The sequence below is a fragment of the Aquimarina sp. AD10 genome, from assembly GCF_003443715.1.
GTDB classification, from domain to species: domain Bacteria; phylum Bacteroidota; class Bacteroidia; order Flavobacteriales; family Flavobacteriaceae; genus Aquimarina; species Aquimarina aggregata.
The window spans coordinates 2,383,184-2,398,532 of the sequence record NZ_CP031965.1 but is presented as its reverse complement, the minus strand read 5'-3'; the positions used below and the strand labels follow the sequence as shown (position 1 = coordinate 2,398,532).

General features: G+C 32.0%; 15 protein-coding genes. 6 read left to right on the top strand and 9 right to left on the bottom strand.

The window, feature by feature from the left end; translation table 11 throughout:
* Positions 1 to 26 precede the first annotated feature (26 nt).
* From lptB to D1816_RS09865, 4 genes are all read right to left on the bottom strand, one after another.
* Complete coding sequence (lptB, locus tag D1816_RS09880; protein ID WP_066319115.1) at positions 27 to 770, bottom strand: LPS export ABC transporter ATP-binding protein; 744 nt, start codon at positions 768 to 770, stop codon at positions 27 to 29.
* Positions 771 to 924: 154 nt separating this feature from the next.
* Positions 925 to 1,275: a carboxymuconolactone decarboxylase family protein gene (locus D1816_RS09875; RefSeq protein WP_066319118.1), complete on the bottom strand. Its 351-nt coding sequence runs from the start codon at positions 1,273 to 1,275 to the stop codon at positions 925 to 927.
* Positions 1,275 to 2,108 (bottom strand): twin-arginine translocase subunit TatC, encoded by an 834-nt coding sequence (gene tatC, locus D1816_RS09870; RefSeq protein WP_066319123.1) that lies wholly within the window; start codon positions 2,106 to 2,108, stop codon positions 1,275 to 1,277. The genes D1816_RS09875 and tatC overlap by 1 nt, the downstream gene beginning before the upstream one ends.
* Positions 2,108 to 3,073, bottom strand: coding sequence for an SIS domain-containing protein (locus tag D1816_RS09865; protein ID WP_066319124.1), 966 nt, complete (start codon positions 3,071 to 3,073; stop codon positions 2,108 to 2,110). The genes tatC and D1816_RS09865 overlap by 1 nt, the downstream gene beginning before the upstream one ends.
* 235 nt (positions 3,074 to 3,308) lie before the next feature.
* Between D1816_RS09865 and recQ the strand changes: the two genes are divergently transcribed.
* Positions 3,309 to 5,513 carry a DNA helicase RecQ gene (gene recQ, locus D1816_RS09860; protein ID WP_066319125.1) on the top strand — a complete coding sequence of 735 codons (2,205 nt, stop codon included), beginning with the start codon at positions 3,309 to 3,311 and terminating at the stop codon, positions 5,511 to 5,513.
* 101 nt (positions 5,514 to 5,614) lie between these two features.
* Here recQ and D1816_RS09855 read toward each other — a convergent pair whose 3' ends face one another.
* Positions 5,615 to 6,844: a hypothetical protein gene (locus tag D1816_RS09855; RefSeq protein ID WP_118502596.1), complete on the bottom strand. Its 1,230-nt coding sequence runs from the start codon at positions 6,842 to 6,844 to the stop codon at positions 5,615 to 5,617.
* A 257-nt stretch (positions 6,845 to 7,101) separates the two neighbouring features.
* Here D1816_RS09855 and D1816_RS09850 point away from each other — a divergent pair, with 257 nt between their 5' ends.
* The 3 genes from D1816_RS09850 (at position 7,102) to D1816_RS09840 (ending at position 9,671) form a co-directional block, all read left to right on the top strand.
* Complete coding sequence (locus tag D1816_RS09850) at positions 7,102 to 8,034, top strand: peptidylprolyl isomerase (RefSeq protein ID WP_066319129.1); 933 nt, start codon at positions 7,102 to 7,104, stop codon at positions 8,032 to 8,034.
* Between the two features lie 303 nt (positions 8,035 to 8,337).
* Positions 8,338 to 9,132: a hypothetical protein gene (locus D1816_RS09845; protein WP_066319133.1), complete on the top strand. Its 795-nt coding sequence runs from the start codon at positions 8,338 to 8,340 to the stop codon at positions 9,130 to 9,132.
* 8 nt (positions 9,133 to 9,140) lie between these two features.
* Positions 9,141 to 9,671, top strand: a complete 531-nt coding sequence (locus tag D1816_RS09840; protein ID WP_118502594.1) for a YfiT family bacillithiol transferase — start codon at positions 9,141 to 9,143, stop codon at positions 9,669 to 9,671.
* Here D1816_RS09840 and D1816_RS09835 read toward each other — a convergent pair.
* A complete protein-coding gene (locus tag D1816_RS09835; RefSeq protein ID WP_147405023.1) occupies positions 9,668 to 10,195 on the bottom strand; it encodes a GNAT family N-acetyltransferase in 528 nt (175 codons plus the stop codon). The two genes, D1816_RS09840 and D1816_RS09835, sit on opposite strands and share 4 nt — an antisense overlap.
* A 13-nt stretch (positions 10,196 to 10,208) precedes the next feature.
* Entirely contained in the window at positions 10,209 to 10,766 is a 558-nt protein-coding gene (locus D1816_RS09830) for a thioredoxin family protein (RefSeq protein WP_118502590.1), read from the bottom strand.
* Between the two features lie 108 nt (positions 10,767 to 10,874).
* Here D1816_RS09830 and D1816_RS09825 point away from each other — a divergent pair, with 108 nt between their 5' ends.
* Positions 10,875 to 11,339 (top strand): DUF962 domain-containing protein, encoded by a 465-nt coding sequence (locus D1816_RS09825; protein WP_066319145.1) that lies wholly within the window; start codon positions 10,875 to 10,877, stop codon positions 11,337 to 11,339.
* Position 11,340: 1 nt separating this feature from the next.
* The gene (locus tag D1816_RS09820; protein WP_066319151.1) at positions 11,341 to 12,207 is read left to right on the top strand and encodes an alpha/beta fold hydrolase; all 867 of its coding nucleotides are present in this window, start codon (positions 11,341 to 11,343) and stop codon (positions 12,205 to 12,207) included.
* 77 nt (positions 12,208 to 12,284) lie between these two features.
* Here the strand turns inward: D1816_RS09820 and D1816_RS09815 are convergent, their stop codons facing one another.
* Both D1816_RS09815 and D1816_RS09810 read right to left on the bottom strand, forming a co-directional pair.
* Positions 12,285 to 14,798 (bottom strand): M14 metallopeptidase family protein, encoded by a 2,514-nt coding sequence (locus D1816_RS09815; RefSeq protein WP_118502585.1) that lies wholly within the window; start codon positions 14,796 to 14,798, stop codon positions 12,285 to 12,287.
* Positions 14,799 to 14,893: 95 nt separating this feature from the next.
* Positions 14,894 to 15,283, bottom strand: a complete 390-nt coding sequence (locus D1816_RS09810) for a PUR family DNA/RNA-binding protein (protein WP_066319157.1) — start codon at positions 15,281 to 15,283, stop codon at positions 14,894 to 14,896.
* Between the last annotated feature and the right edge of the window lie 66 nt (positions 15,284 to 15,349).

The window sequence follows — 15,349 nt, the reverse complement described above, 5'->3', positions numbered from 1 at the left end:
GGAGCCAATCTTTTAAAAATCAAAGATTAGTTAAAGTCTAATTTCTTTTTTCGTAATTCAAAGTTTTGACCAAGGTATACTTTACGCACCATTTCATCTTCAGCCAATTCTTCTGGAATACCAGCTTTTAAAATACTTCCTTCAAACATAAGATATGTTCTATCTGTAATGGCTAATGTTTCTTGTACATTATGATCGGTAATTAAAATGCCGATATTTTTGTTTTTTAATTGCGCTACAATACGTTGAATGTCTTCTACAGCTACAGGATCTACACCGGCAAAAGGCTCATCTAAAAGTATAAAGTTTGGATCGGTTGCCAAGGCACGAGCAATTTCTGTACGACGACGCTCCCCTCCACTTAATAGGTCTCCTCTATTTTTACGAATATGTCCTAGACCAAATTCTTCTATTAATGCCTCCATTTTATGCAATTGCTCTTTTTTGGAGAGTTTGGTAAGTTGTAATACACTTAATATATTGTCCTCTATACTTAGTTTTCTAAAAACAGATGCTTCTTGAGCCAGATAACCAATACCATTTTGAGCACGTTTGTACATAGGGTACTTCGTGATATCGGTATTTTCTAATGTGATTTTACCACCATTTGGTTTCACTAATCCTACAATCATATAAAACGATGTTGTTTTACCAGCTCCGTTTGGTCCAAGAAGTCCAACAATTTCTCCCTGATTTACTTCTAAAGAAATCCCTTTTACAACTTTTCTGCCTTTATAAGATTTTATAAGATTATCTGCTTTTAGTTTCATGTATTGATGTTTTTTTTTAGGGTCGCCTAGAATTTATTATTAAGATTTTGATAATGGTTCTTTTCGCAATACAATGACTTAATAATATGTTTGGTGTTGCTAAAAATACTGATGTAAATTTATGGTATTCTTTTTAACTGTGAAATTTAAAAAATTAAGAATCATTAGATTCTAGAGCATCCCAAAATTCATAAGCACGACGCAAATGAGGAATAACAATAGTTCCCCCTACCAATGTAGCAATACTCAAAGATTCTACTACTTCTTCTTTAGTAAGGCCTTCTTTATAGCAAGTTTCTAAGTGATAACGAACACAGTCATCACATCGCAATACCGCAGAAGCAACTAGACCTAATAGTTCTTTTGTCTTTACATCCAAGGCACCGGCCATATATGCATTGGTATCAAGATTGAAAATTCTTTTAAGGACTTTATTATTATCTTCTAGAATTCTAGAATTCATTTTTTCTCTATACTCGTTAAATTCATTCACTATAGTACTCATCAGGATTGTTTTTTGAGTTTTTTATTTTCTTTTTTAATAACAGCTTTAGAAATATATATGCTTATCTCATATAATATTAAAACAGGGATAGCAACAATAACTTGACTCGCAATATCAGGTGGAGTTATTACTGCGGATAATATTAATACAATTACTAAGGCAAATTTTCTGTATTTTCTTAAAAATTCGGGAGTAACAAGTCCTACTTTGGTTAAGAAATACATGATAACGGGTAATTCAAATATTAGCCCACAAGCTAGTACAGATGCTCGCACTAAAGCAATGTAACTGTCAATGTCGAACTCATTAAGGACTTCTTTACTTACTTGGTATCCTCCTAAAAAATTTATTGAAAGTGGAGTAATTATATAGTATCCAAAAAGGACTCCTAGAAAAAATAAAAAAGAACAAATAATGATAAACCCTTTAGAATATTTTTTTTCATTAGCATGCATTGCAGGGGCTATAAATCTCCAAAACTCGTATATCACATATGGAAATGCAAAAATAAAACCAGCAGTGATTGATGTCCATATATGTACAGAGAATTGTCCCGCTACTTTTCGACTTTGAACACTAAAAGGTAATTCTTTAAAACATAAACTTTCATCTAAATGTAATAATCTTGATAAATTGCATAGCCCTTTATAGGTGGGGAAATCTGGCTTTTTAGGACCAAAAATAAGTACATCAAAAATAAACTCTTTAGCTATAAATGCTATTGTTCCTGCTATTAATATTGCAACTGTTGCTCTTATAAGGTGCCAACGTAACTCTTCTAGGTGGTCTAGAAAAGACATTGATTGGGGGTCTTTTTGGGTGTTTTGTGTCATTATAAAATACCTTCTCTCATTAAATCATGAATATGTAAAAAACCGGCATATTTGCCATCTTCTTCTGCTAATAATTGCGTGATAGCATACTCTTCCAACTTTTCAAGTGCATCTACAGCCATAGCATCGTTATTTATTCGTTTTGGATTTGGAGACATAATGTCTTTTGCAGTTAAACCATCAAAAGAAGTATTTGTAGTTAACATTCTACGTAAATCGCCATCAGTAATGATGCCTAGTATATGACCATTATCTGTAACAGCTGTTGCTCCAAGTCTTTTTTCTGTCATTTCTACAATAACACTATTAATATTAGACTCTGGAGATACCTGAGGCTTTTCGTTTTGTGAAGTGATATCACTTACACGCAAGTATAATTTTTTCCCCAGAGCGCCTCCAGGGTGATATTTAGCAAAATCTCGACTAGAAAAACCTTGAAGGTGTAATAAACAAACAGCCAAGGCATCACCTACCACTAATTGAGCGGTTGTACTGGTTGTTGGAGCAAGATTGTTTGGGCAAGCTTCTTTTTCAACAAAAGCATGTAGTACATAATCTGCTTCTTGTCCTAGAAAAGATTCTTTGTTGGCAGTAATACCAATTAATTTGTTTTTAAATCCTTTTATTAAAGGAACTAATACTTTTATTTCTGGAGTATTGCCACTTTTAGAAATACAAATCACAGTATCGTCTTCCAAAATATTACCTAAATCTCCATGAATAGCATCTGCAGCATGCATAAATACAGCAGGGGTTCCAGTAGAGTTCATTGTAGCAACAATCTTAGTAGCGATAATTGCACTTTTACCAATACCAGTTATAATGACTCTACCTTTTGATTTATGTATGGTTTCCACTGCTTTAGAAAACTCTTCATCAACAAGTTCTTCTAAATAGGCAATCGCTTGGGCTTCTTCAGCGATTGTTTTTTTTGCATATGCGATTATAGTATCTTGAGTGTTCAAAATTTCAAAAATTTGTATGTTATAATTAAAGATTTTATTATCTTTAATTTAGGCAAAGGTATACAATACCTTATTAATTTTAAATACTGTAAAAAAAAAGCGAATTATTTTGTGCTTTGTTTATCTTTGGCTTTCAAAAATTTAAAATGAAACATCCACTAAATCTGTATTTTGGGGAACCAGATTTTAGTGATAACGAACTTTATCAATTGGTATATAAAAGTTAAAAAATTTAATGAGTTTGAATGGAACTGACTTGCAAAGTGCACTAAAGAGGCATTTTGGATTTAGTCAATTTAGAGGACTACAGGAAAAGGTAATACAAAGTATTCTCGAAAAGAAAAATACATTTGTTATAATGCCTACAGGCGGAGGAAAATCCCTATGTTATCAACTGCCTGCTTTAATGTGCGAAGGAACTGCTATTGTAGTTTCTCCTTTGATCGCTTTGATGAAAAATCAAGTTGATGCAATTCGCAGTATTTCTTCTGAAGAAGGAATAGCGCATGTGTTAAATTCATCTTTGAATAAATCTGAAGTAAAAAAGGTTAAAGATGATATTATTAATGGTGTTACAAAATTATTATATGTAGCTCCAGAATCACTTACTAAAGAAGAATATGTAGATTTTTTGAAATCTCAGAAAATTTCATTCTTAGCTGTAGATGAAGCACATTGTATTAGTGAATGGGGACATGATTTTAGACCAGAGTATCGAAATCTTCGCAATATTATTAAGCGAATTGGTGAAAATATCCCAATCATTGGTCTTACGGCTACCGCAACTCCAAAAGTACAAGAAGATATTTTGAAAAATTTAGCAATGAGTGATGCTAATACATTTAAGGCATCATTTAATCGACCTAATTTGTATTATGAAATAAGACCTAAAACTAAAAATGTTGATGCGGATATAATTCGTTTTGTAAAACAAAACAGCGGTAAAAGTGGTATCGTATATTGTTTAAGCAGGAAAAGAGTTGAAGAACTTGCACAAACATTAGAAGTTAATGGTGTTAAAGCAGTTCCTTATCATGCAGGTTTAGATGCTAAAACCAGAGCTAAACATCAAGATATGTTTTTGATGGAAGATACAGATGTAGTGGTGGCTACAATTGCCTTTGGAATGGGAATTGATAAACCCGATGTACGTTTTGTGATTCATCATGACATGCCAAAAAGTATTGAAAGTTATTATCAAGAAACAGGTCGTGCTGGTAGAGATGGAGGAGAAGGGCATTGTCTGGCTTATTATGCCTATAAGGATATAGAGAAGCTCGAGAAATTCATGAGTGGTAAACCTGTTGCTGAGCAGGAAATAGGACATGCACTATTACAAGAAATTGTTGCTTTTGCAGAAACCTCTATTTCAAGACGTAAATTTATATTGCATTATTTTGGAGAAGAATTTGATGAGGTAAACGGTGAAGGAGCCGATATGGACGATAATGTTCGAACGCCTAAGAAAAAACATGAAGCCAAAGATGAGGTACAATTACTTATTGAAGTAGTTAGTAAAACAGGCGAAATATACAAATCCAAAGATTTAGTAAGTACACTAATAGGTAAAAGTAATGCACTTATTATTTCTCATAAAACGCATCAACAATCTTTTTTTGGTAGTGGTAAAACAAAAGATGGTAAGTATTGGATGGCTTTAATACGTCAAGTGCTTGTTGCAGGTTATTTAAGAAAAGATATAGAGACGTATGGTGTGATTAGAGTAACTTCAGAAGGAAAAGAGTACTTAGGTAATCCAGTTAGTTTCATGATGACCGAAGATCACGTTTATAACCAAGCAAATGATGATGCCATTATTACAGCAGCAAAATCTGGTGCAAAAGGAGGTAGTGATGATAAGTTGGCTGGGATGTTACGGGATTTAAGAAAAAAAGTAGCTAAAAAACTTGGAGTTCCACCTTTTGTGGTCTTTCAAGATCCTTCTATAGATGATATGGCTTTAAAATATCCTATTTCAATAGAGGAAATGGCCAATGTTCATGGAGTAGGAGAAGGTAAAGCTAAGAAATATGGAAAAGAATTTGTAGCTCTTATAGCAAGATACGTTCAAGAAAATGATATAATGCGCCCTGATGATTTTGTAGTTAAGACTACAGGAGCCAATAGTGGGTTAAAGCTGTATATTATACAAAATGTGGATCGTAAATTAAGATTAGATGATATAGCGGCTGCCAAAGGAATGGATATGACAGCTTTTATAAAAGAGATGGAAGCTATTGTTTATAGTGGCACTAAGCTCAATATAGCATATTGGATTGATGAGATACTTGATGAAGATCAACAAGAAGAAATACATGAGTATTTCCTTGAAGCAGAAAATGATAAGATAGATACTGCCATAGAAGAATTTGACGGAGATTATGATGATGAGGAACTTCGTTTGTACCGTATAAAATTTATCAGTGAAGTAGCAAACTAGACTCACTTATAAACGAATTAAAATTAAAAAAGGGGTTTGGATCGTAAGATCTAAACCCCTTTTTTTGACAGGTAAAAAGCAATAATTCGCTTTTTGATATTTTATTTTCTGTTATGTTTTGATAAATTAACAGATAAATAAAGGCTCGATGTTGTAAGTTCAGAGTTGGATAATGTAACACTTAACTTGTCACTCTTAGCAATGTTTTTATCCGTATATATTCTATATCCCAATTTAAAACGACCGACTCCAAATCCTCCTCCATAAAAATAATCAACTGTTACTTTTTCAATATTGTCATTAAAAACTGATTTGGTACCCAAATCGTTATCTATAGAAAGACCTCCTTCAAAGAAAACTTCAAAATTAGAACTTAAGTAGATGTGAAACCTAGGCGCCAGTGCTACATTTATACTTTTGAAGTCTATCTTAGCAGGCTCTGTGGGACCAAATGCATTACTTTGAGTTGTAGAAAACGATCTGTATGTTGATTCTAGAAAAAAGCTTAAATCAACTTTATAAAACGGTATGAAAGTTTCTAAATAAAAACCGAATTTTGGAGCCATTACATCATCATACAATATGGTTTGGGATACATTAAATTCTGAAGGGTGTGAAAAACTAACAAAATCTAAGGATCCTATAAGACCAATTTTAGTCTGATTGATTTTTTTCTTAACCGTATACTTGATCTTTGCACCTTTACAATGATTGTAATCAATAAAATATTTTTTTAGATCCCTTATAGTATGTGTTACATCTTCAACATCTTGATTGCCGCAATTGATGTGCTGTAGCAATTGTTCTTTAAATTGTGTGTTTGATTTAGGAATAACTTTTTTTCCTACTTTTTTCTTTAAATCAGGAACATAATACGTCTTGTAAACTAATAATTCAGGATAGGCAACATTTCTAGCTGTATAAAAAAATCTATTTACACCATTTTCAGAATATAAAAATAAAGAAGCTTCACTTTGAAGGATTACTCTTAGAAAAACCTTTCTTATTCTTAATCTTGGATTCTCACTTTTTGTAGAATTAGCAACATCATCTCCTCTTAGGTCAAATTCCATGATATATCGTTTAAAGATATAATCTTGTCCTACTCCAAATTCTTTAATGTTTTCAATGTTTTCGGTTTTAGAATTAGAAGAAATTGTTCTTTTCCATTCAAATTCAGTTGGATTGTTTTTCCACGGAACCCTTTTAATAAGACATTCTTTTCGATTATTATTATTATCAATGAAATACCCTGATTCATATAGATTTTGGGCAGAGATGGTAGAAACAAAAAATAAAAAAAATAGTAGTTTAGTTGGTAATAGTTTCATTACATAAAAATTTCAATTGGTTAGTTGTGAGATGACATTGTTTTTAGATACTGTAAATATTAAAAAAAATACCTTTTGTTGTGACCTTTCCCGGTGGTAACAATCTTTTATAACATCATTGCTCATTAAATATTGTGTGTAAAGTTAGTTTTATAGTATTGAAAATAGAGAGATAATAATAATCTTTTGTTTAAGTAAACCATTAACAATTAATTATCTTTGCAGCTCAAAAATTAAACGCTAAAACATATATTGTTATGCAAGACGGATTATACGCAAAATTTAATACCACAAAAGGTAGTATCCTTATTAACTTAGAATATAAAAAAACACCTGGAACAGTTGGAAACTTTGTAGGTTTGGCTGAAGGTAATATAGAAAATCAAGCAATTCCACAAGGGAAACCATATTACAATGGATTGAAGTTTCATAGAGTTATTGCTGATTTTATGATACAAGGAGGAGATCCTCAAGGCACTGGTTCTGGTGGACCAGGTTATCAATTTGATGATGAAATACATCCTGATCTTAAACATGATGGACCAGGAGTTCTTTCTATGGCTAATGCAGGGCCTGGTACAAATGGTAGTCAGTTTTTTATTACTCATGTAGAAACGTCTTGGTTAGATGGAAAACATACCGTTTTCGGAAAAGTAGTAGAAGGCCTAGAAGTTGTTAATACCGTTGCACAGGGAGATGTTATAGAAGAAGTAGAGATCATTAGAGTAGGAGCCGATGCTGAAAATTTTAATGCTGTTGAGGTATTTAGAAGTTTTAATGGAGCTAAAGCAGAAAGAGAAGCAGCGGCAAAGAAAAAGTCTGAAGAACTATTAGAAGAATTAGCAGCTGGTTTTGATAAAACTGATAGCGGATTACGTTATAAAATTATACAACAAGGAGAAGGTGTTCAAGCAGAAAAAGGAAAGACAGTATCAGTGCATTACAAAGGAAGTCTTACAGATGGCACGGTGTTTGATTCTTCTTATAAGCGTAATCAGCCTATAGATTTTCCATTAGGAGTGGGACAAGTTATTTCCGGATGGGATGAAGGAATAGCATTGTTAAAAGTAGGTGATAAAGCAAGACTAGTGATTCCACCATATCTTGGATATGGAGAATCTGGAGCAGGAGGGGTAATTCCTCCAAACGCCACGTTGATTTTTGATGTAGAACTAGTAAATGTTAAATAATTTAACAAATTTGAATAAAATATAGCAAAGGTCCCTAAGTAATTTTAGGGGCCTTTTTTTTGGAATTTATTCTAAAAAAGGCATTTTGATTAGTGAATTCTTATTTATTCATAAGTTTGCTAGGAATATTTTAGTGATTAACCAATATATAGAGTAATGAAATTAAAAAGCCATCTGTTATTTTTATGGTTTTAAACTTATTTTAACATTAGTTTTTTTTATTTTGCTAAAAATGATCATTTTAGAATAATATGATATTTTAAATTTGATAGTTTTTATACAAAAATTAGTATACCCCTAAATATGAAACAATTTGTACTAACCATCATTATACTTTGTACTGCGTATTTGTCTTTTGGACAAGATAAACAGGTAAAGCTCGAAAATATCAAAGATCAAATGGAAATCATTGATAGCTACACAGAGTTTGATACTTTTTATTTAGATCCAGAAGAGTTTTTAGATAAAATGGCAGATCATGGAGCAGAACTTAATGGATTTTATGAACATGAAAGACTTAAGAAAATTACAAGAAAAGTAGGTACGCGTAAAGCGGATATTTTGACTACTTTCTATTTCTGGAATGACCAACTTATCTATGTAGATTATAAGCAAAAGCCATATATAATGGAAACTAATGACTACGGTCAGAAAGTGCCGAATTATGCTAAGACATACACTAAATATGAGTCAAATCATTTTTTTAATAATGGAGATATTATTGAAAAAAAAGAGATAGGATATTCCATGCCAGATGTATCTCCTGAAGAAGACTTTCTTGCTTATGCGAATAAAATGAAATCGTTGTTAGATAATAAATTCTACAATAAAGATACCTATGAGGCTTTGCAAGGAAGGTGGCTTTATATGGAAAACACAGATGATTATATTATTTTTGAAGGTACAATACGGTTTAATTTTTATGCAGGCAAATTTGCAAATCGTTTAAAAACAAGAATAGACGAAGGTGTTTTAGAATGCTTTTTTCCGATGGATGATCGTATCTATCGTTATAAAATCGATAACTTAGACGAAAATGTACTCACATTAATTGACCTTTTTTCAAAAGAACAATTTATGTATGCTAAAGTAGATTAAGATAAACTATGACGACTACAGATCACCTTAAGTACCCGATAGGAGTATTCGAATGCCCAGAAAAAATAACTACTCATCATATCAAACAGTGGATATCTGATATTGAAGAATTACCAACAAAAATGGTTAATCTAGTCTCAAGCTTTACAGAGGAACAGTTAGAGACGCCTTATCGACCCAATGGATGGACTGCTAGACAAGTAATACATCACGTTCATGATAGCCATCATAATGGGTATATTCGTTTTAAATGGGCGTTGACAGAGGATAAACCTGTTATAAAAGCATATAATGAAGCTTTATGGGCCGAATTATTTGATACAAAATCAGCACCTATACACTTATCACTTGATGTAATTAAAGCATTACATGCTAAATGGGTGTTCTTTTTAAAAGGATTATCATTAGAAGAACTCGAAAAAGAATTTATTCATCCTGAAGGTGATATAGCAATTTCTTTGGCAGAAGACATTGGTATATATGCATGGCATGGGAACCACCATCTTGCACATTTAAAAATTATAGCTGCTAAATCCTAGATATTAAGAATCATTCGCTGCATTTCTCGATAATTATCTTTTAAGCCTGGATAATCTAGGTCGTACCGTGATATTGTATTGAAATTATGTTTTTGATAAAAAGTAAGTGCTGGACTAGTACTCATAACATCAAGCCATATAACTTTTTTGTCTAGTTTATAAGCCAATTCTTTCGTGAATTTGATTCCTTGCTCACCTATTCCTAATCCAATAGATTCTTTTAATAAATATATTTTTTCTAGTTGTAATGCTTCTGTTTTTGAATACCCTTCTACCGCTTGATCTTGTCGTATTTTTAATAATCCTAAATTCTTGCTCTCATTTGTTATTAAAAAATAAATAATATTATCTATTATAAAATCCTTTTCAAAAGCTTCTTTTGTGAAACTTAGATTTATATAATAACTAGGATCTTCATTTTTCCAAATATGAATATAATGTTCAGGATAAAATTGTGTGCTGATTTTTACTAAACTATCAATATCATGTCTTGAGCATTTTTTGAAGGTCACTTTTGAATTCATGCTTAAACTCATGTTACTCTTTCCATTTTATGTTGCAACCAATACTGGGTTTTTGATCTTCAGATACTTTGGTGTTGCGCAGCACTGCATCTAGTGCTTGTCTTAAGTCTCTGCCGTTTACAGGGATACCATTGCCGGGTCTAGAATCATCCAGTTGGCCTCTATAAATAAGTTTTAATTCAGCATCAAATAGATAGAAATCAGGAGTACAAGCGGCGTCATATGCTCTTGCGACTTCTTGTGTATCATCAAATAAGTAAGGGAAAGTGTAATTATTTTTTTGAGCTGTTTTCCACATTTTATCTGGAGAATCTTGAGGATATTTCTCAATATCATTGCTACTTATGGCAACAAATCCAAATCCTTGAGTTCTATAGTCATTTGCAATTCTTACAAGCTCTTCGTTAACGTGAATTACAAATGGACAATGGTTGCATATAAACATGATAACAGTTCCCTTATTACCTTTAAGTTCTTCTAAAGAAAAGATATTATTAGTAATACTATCCTTAAGAGAGAAATTTGGTGCCAGGGTGCCAAGAGGTAACATATTTGAAAGAGTTCTCGCCATTTTAAAGTTTTTATAAATTCAAAATTACAATTTATATAAGATATTCTCATACCGTCTTATTTAATAAGTCTAAAAAATAGTATCTTAGTTACATTAAAAATTAATTTTATGAAAACCTTAGACACTTGGTTTAAAGAGTATGCTGTAAGCCATCAAAATAAGACAAATATTGCTATTCACTTTGTATGCGTACCAGCGATATTTTTCTCTATAGTTGGTTTAATTATGAGTATTCCCAGCGGTTTTTTAGCTTCTGTTATTCCAGGGAATAATCCATTTATAGAAAACTGGGCTTTTGTAAGTTCATTACTTATATTGTTGTTTTATATTAGGTTATCTGTGAAAATGGCATTACAAATATTGATTTTTGTAGCTTTTTGTATAATTACTAATTATTATATCGGGCAAGCAGCACCTTTATGGTTAGTGTCTCTAATTATTTTTGTTGTTGCCTGGATTGGACAATTTTATGGACACCATTTAGAAGGTAAAAAACCATCTGCTGCTCAAGATTTACAATTTTTGTTAATTGGCCCAGCTTGGGTTATTCAGAAGATGTTTGGAAAAAAATAATATGACATTACAAGATTGGAAAAATTCAGGAACTTATTTTGAATATCAAAATAAGTATTCTGTATTTTATAAAGAATCGGGTAGTGGAGAACCTTTAATTCTGATACATGGTTTCCCAACTTCTTCTTGGGATTGGTCTAAAATATGGAGTTCTCTTTCTGCAAAATATCAACTCTATGCCATAGATATGATGGGGTATGGGTTTTCTTCGAAACCAAAAGATTTTAAATATACAATTTCTGCTCAAGTAGATTTATGGGAGACTTATTTAAGAAAGAGAGGGGTGTTTTCTTTTCATATTATTGCACATGATTATGGAGATACTGTAGTGCAAGAGATGTTAGCAAGACATAAAGAAAATTCTGAATATGAGTTTGGTATTAAATCGGTTTGTTTTTTGAATGGAGGAATGTTTCCTGAAACTAATTTTCCAACGCTTACTCAGAAAATGTTGTTGACACCTTTTGGTGAAATATTAAAGCACTTTATGGGTAGAGATACCTTAGCAAAGAATTTTAAAAAGATTTTTGGAAAAAACACCCAAGCCAGTGAACAAGAAATTGATCAGTTTTGGCAAGGAATAGCGCATAATTCTGGTAAAGATGTTATTCCTAAGCTAATTAAATATCTTAAAGAAAGAGATACTCATAAAATCAGGTGGAGAGAAGCTATACAATATACAGATATGCCTAAACGTCTAATTGATGGAGGCGTGGACCCGATATCGGGTAAGCATATGGCAGAGTTCTACAAAGAAATTGTACCCAATGCAGATGTTATCATCTTAGATGAGATTGGGCACTACCCACAAACTGAAGCACCAGAAACTGTGTTATCTCATTATTATGAGTTTAGAAATCAGCTTTAAGGCGTATACAGTTGATTGTTTAAGTAGTATGAGTATGCCTGTCTTAAAAGTTGATGATCTTTGTGTGATAATTACAGTTACATTTCATCGCTAAAGAAAATTGCATTCATTAACAATTTATTGGTTCCATACCAGAAAGCTCTGAAATTAGTGTTGTCTGTAAACAATATTACATTTCCTCTTCCAAAATTTTTATGCCTAAACGGAACTGTTCCAGATAAAGAATCAAGGTTCTTTTTACTTATATAACCACTTAGTAGTGGAGATTTAGTGTATCGTATAGGATTGTTATAGCTTTGTTTATTGGGTTTTATAAAAATAGTCGTGTTTCTGAATAGTGGAATTTTATCATTTTTATACCCAAAATTAATAGGGTGTGACCTGTCTGTCTTTGCTTCAAAAATGGCTCCACCAATTACTTGAGCTCCAAAGAAATCTTGCCTTTGTTCAAAAGATATATTCGTTGCATTGTTTTCAGGTTTAGAAAATTCAATTTCCATAAATTCATTAATAGCAAAGAATTGAGCAATATTTCTATAACCAATTAAAGTTCCTCCACTACGGATCCAGTTTTTCAGTTTTTCAATTTGAGGTTTGTTAAAGCTTAAGCCTCTTTGATTAGGTAGTACAATATGCGTGTATCGTGCTAAATTAGTTCTGTTAAAGTGATCTGTATCTAACTTTGTAATAGGAATATCAAAACGTTGATCCATTAAATGCCATATTTCACCTGCATCGTAGGGTGTAATCCCTGAACCTGTAAATAGTCCAATCCTAGGTAGTGAAAGTGGCCTAAATTTATTACTTCCTAAGTCGATTCCTTTAGTAAGACCTGTTGATACAGCTGTGATATCTATGTGATTTTTTAATGATACTTTTTGCAAAAATTCATGTAGTTCTTTGTTGTTTAACTTTTGATTTTGAACAGGAATCAAAATAGTACCATAGTCATAATTAGCATTATTTAAAGTAAACGGAGTCATTCCTACTTTTGCGCGTAATCCTTTTTCTAATATTTGATATAAAGCTTTAGGGCCATAATATTCATGCCACTCCATCAAGTAGCCGTAATTACTTTGATCTAATTGTTTTGCTTGTTTGTGTTTTAGTTCTAAAATCTCATTTCCTAAATTTGAAATTGCAATATTATCCGCATAGTCAAGATTAAATGCTAAGGGAAAAGTCCATGAAGAAATATCATAAAAAAGGCTATCGGTAAAGGTAGTTCGTTTTTCAAAAATTGCTTTTATAAGTCGACTATGTCTTTGATTTTTTGGTACTGCAAAGCTATATCCTTTTTTGAATTTTTTATTTTGAACAGCGATATCTTGTTTTAACTCATGTATCTTGATTTTGTGTCTTTTTAAAATTTCAGCTAAATGAAATGAAGAGGCAGCATCTTTTTCATTTCCAAAAACGTATGCGTTATTATTTGATTCTTTTCTTGCTTCTACATAAAAATTTCTTTTGTAAGTAAGCAGTTCTTTACGCATTGATTTTGCTGCTTCTAATGTTGAAAGTGTAGCAGTAAATTGATTTCTAATCGTAAAAGGAAAAGTAAGAACCCCATTATCTGTTTGTTGCGCATGACCACGTGAGCTGGCTTGCTCAAATAAAATACCGATCCCTCCGTTTATATCAGGAAAAGTAGAGCCTTTACCATAATAAAAGTCATCAAAATTTTCTTCGGTGTAATACAATGAACCAATCTTATCTAAAGCTTTAGCATGGTAATTTGCAATTTTTTTAGTAAGTTTTTGATTAAGTTTAGGGGTTAATGGATGGGTACGAGATTGTATTCCAGGCTGAAAAAAGAAGGTACTATTAGATCCCATTTCATGATGATCAGTTAAGATATTTGGATACCATTTGTGATAGGTAGCAATGCGAGCCCTTGATTCTGGTAATTGTACTGGTAACCAATCACGATTCATATCAAACCAATAATGATTCGTTCTACCTCCTGGCCATACCTCACTATATTCTCGGTCTTGAGGATCTGTGCTTATATTTTTGTTTTTATGAATGTTAGCCCAATATGAAAACCTTTGTAGACCATCAGGATTAAAAGAAGGATCAAATAAAATAACTACATCATTAAGTAAGCTATCGATTTCTTGCCCTTGCGCTGCAGCTAAATAATATGCGGATAGCAATGCAGAATTTGATCCGCTAGCTTCATTGCCATGTATAGAAAACCCTTGATATACAATAGCAGGTAGATTTTCTAAGTCTATAGTATTAGAATTTGCTTCTGTAAGTTGTACGTGTTTTGTTTTTATTTGTTCAAGGTTTTGATGATTTTTCTCCGAAGTTATGGTAAGTAATAAAATAGGTCGATCTTCAAAAGTTTTACCTCTATTTTCGATAGTTATTCTAGGAGAGGCATCTGCTAATGCAGTCATGTATGCAACTAGCTTATCATGAGTTACATGCCATTTTCCAGGTACATATCCTAAAACACTTTGAGGAGTAGGGATTGAAGGGTTGTATGTAATGTTTTTTGGGAGGTAATATGCTAGAGAAAGATCGTTTTGTGCTTGAGAAATAAGCCCAGTAAGAGCTAATAAAATCGTAAAGATGTATTTCATTTCAGACGAATTGTTTTGTAAATAGCTGTGAATATAAAAAAAACCGTTTCAGAGAATGAAACGGTTTGCATAACTTTAACTTAAGTTATAATTCTTTATATGTCATCAAAACTTACATCTGTAAAGCTTTCTGCAGAGGCAGGTACTTCATCACTTTTTTGTGAGGACGAATCATTGTCGTAAGACTTTTGATAATCTTTTTGATGTCTTTCGCTTATTACTTCTTCACCTTTTTCGTCAACTATATAATCCGTCATCTCATTTAAGATTTCAGTAAATCCAGCAAAATCTTCTTTATAAAGATAAATTTTGTGCTTTTTATAGTGAAAAGACCCATCGTCGTTAGTAAATTTTTTACTCTCTGTTATGGTTAAATAATAATCACCTGCTTTAGTAGCCCTTACATCAAAGAAATATGTTCTTCTTCCTGCTCTTAAAACTTTTGAGAAAATTTCTTCTTTCTCCATCATTTCATTATCACTCATAATACGTATTTCTTAAATTAATTAATTTGCTATGATGTTCTCAAAAATCTAAAAAAATTGTTAATC

Coding starts and splice junctions, on each gene's coding strand:
- D1816_RS09810 (WP_066319157.1), bottom strand. CDS start 15,283: ATGAGTGATAATGAAATGATGGAGAAAGAAGAAATTTTCTCAAAAGTT.
- tatC (WP_066319123.1), bottom strand. CDS start 2,108: ATGACACAAAACACCCAAAAAGACCCCCAATCAATGTCTTTTCTAGAC.
- D1816_RS09820 (WP_066319151.1), top strand. CDS start 11,341: ATGACATTACAAGATTGGAAAAATTCAGGAACTTATTTTGAATATCAA.
- lptB (WP_066319115.1), bottom strand. CDS start 770: ATGAAACTAAAAGCAGATAATCTTATAAAATCTTATAAAGGCAGAAAA.
- D1816_RS09845 (WP_066319133.1), top strand. CDS start 8,338: ATGAAACAATTTGTACTAACCATCATTATACTTTGTACTGCGTATTTG.
- D1816_RS09815 (WP_118502585.1), bottom strand. CDS start 14,798: ATGAAATACATCTTTACGATTTTATTAGCTCTTACTGGGCTTATTTCT.
- recQ (WP_066319125.1), top strand. CDS start 3,309: ATGAGTTTGAATGGAACTGACTTGCAAAGTGCACTAAAGAGGCATTTT.
- D1816_RS09835 (WP_147405023.1), bottom strand. CDS start 10,195: ATGAATTCAAAAGTGACCTTCAAAAAATGCTCAAGACATGATATTGAT.
- D1816_RS09830 (WP_118502590.1), bottom strand. CDS start 10,766: ATGGCGAGAACTCTTTCAAATATGTTACCTCTTGGCACCCTGGCACCA.
- D1816_RS09825 (WP_066319145.1), top strand. CDS start 10,875: ATGAAAACCTTAGACACTTGGTTTAAAGAGTATGCTGTAAGCCATCAA.
- D1816_RS09840 (WP_118502594.1), top strand. CDS start 9,141: ATGACGACTACAGATCACCTTAAGTACCCGATAGGAGTATTCGAATGC.
- D1816_RS09850 (WP_066319129.1), top strand. CDS start 7,102: ATGCAAGACGGATTATACGCAAAATTTAATACCACAAAAGGTAGTATC.
- D1816_RS09875 (WP_066319118.1), bottom strand. CDS start 1,275: ATGAGTACTATAGTGAATGAATTTAACGAGTATAGAGAAAAAATGAAT.
- D1816_RS09855 (WP_118502596.1), bottom strand. CDS start 6,844: ATGAAACTATTACCAACTAAACTACTATTTTTTTTATTTTTTGTTTCT.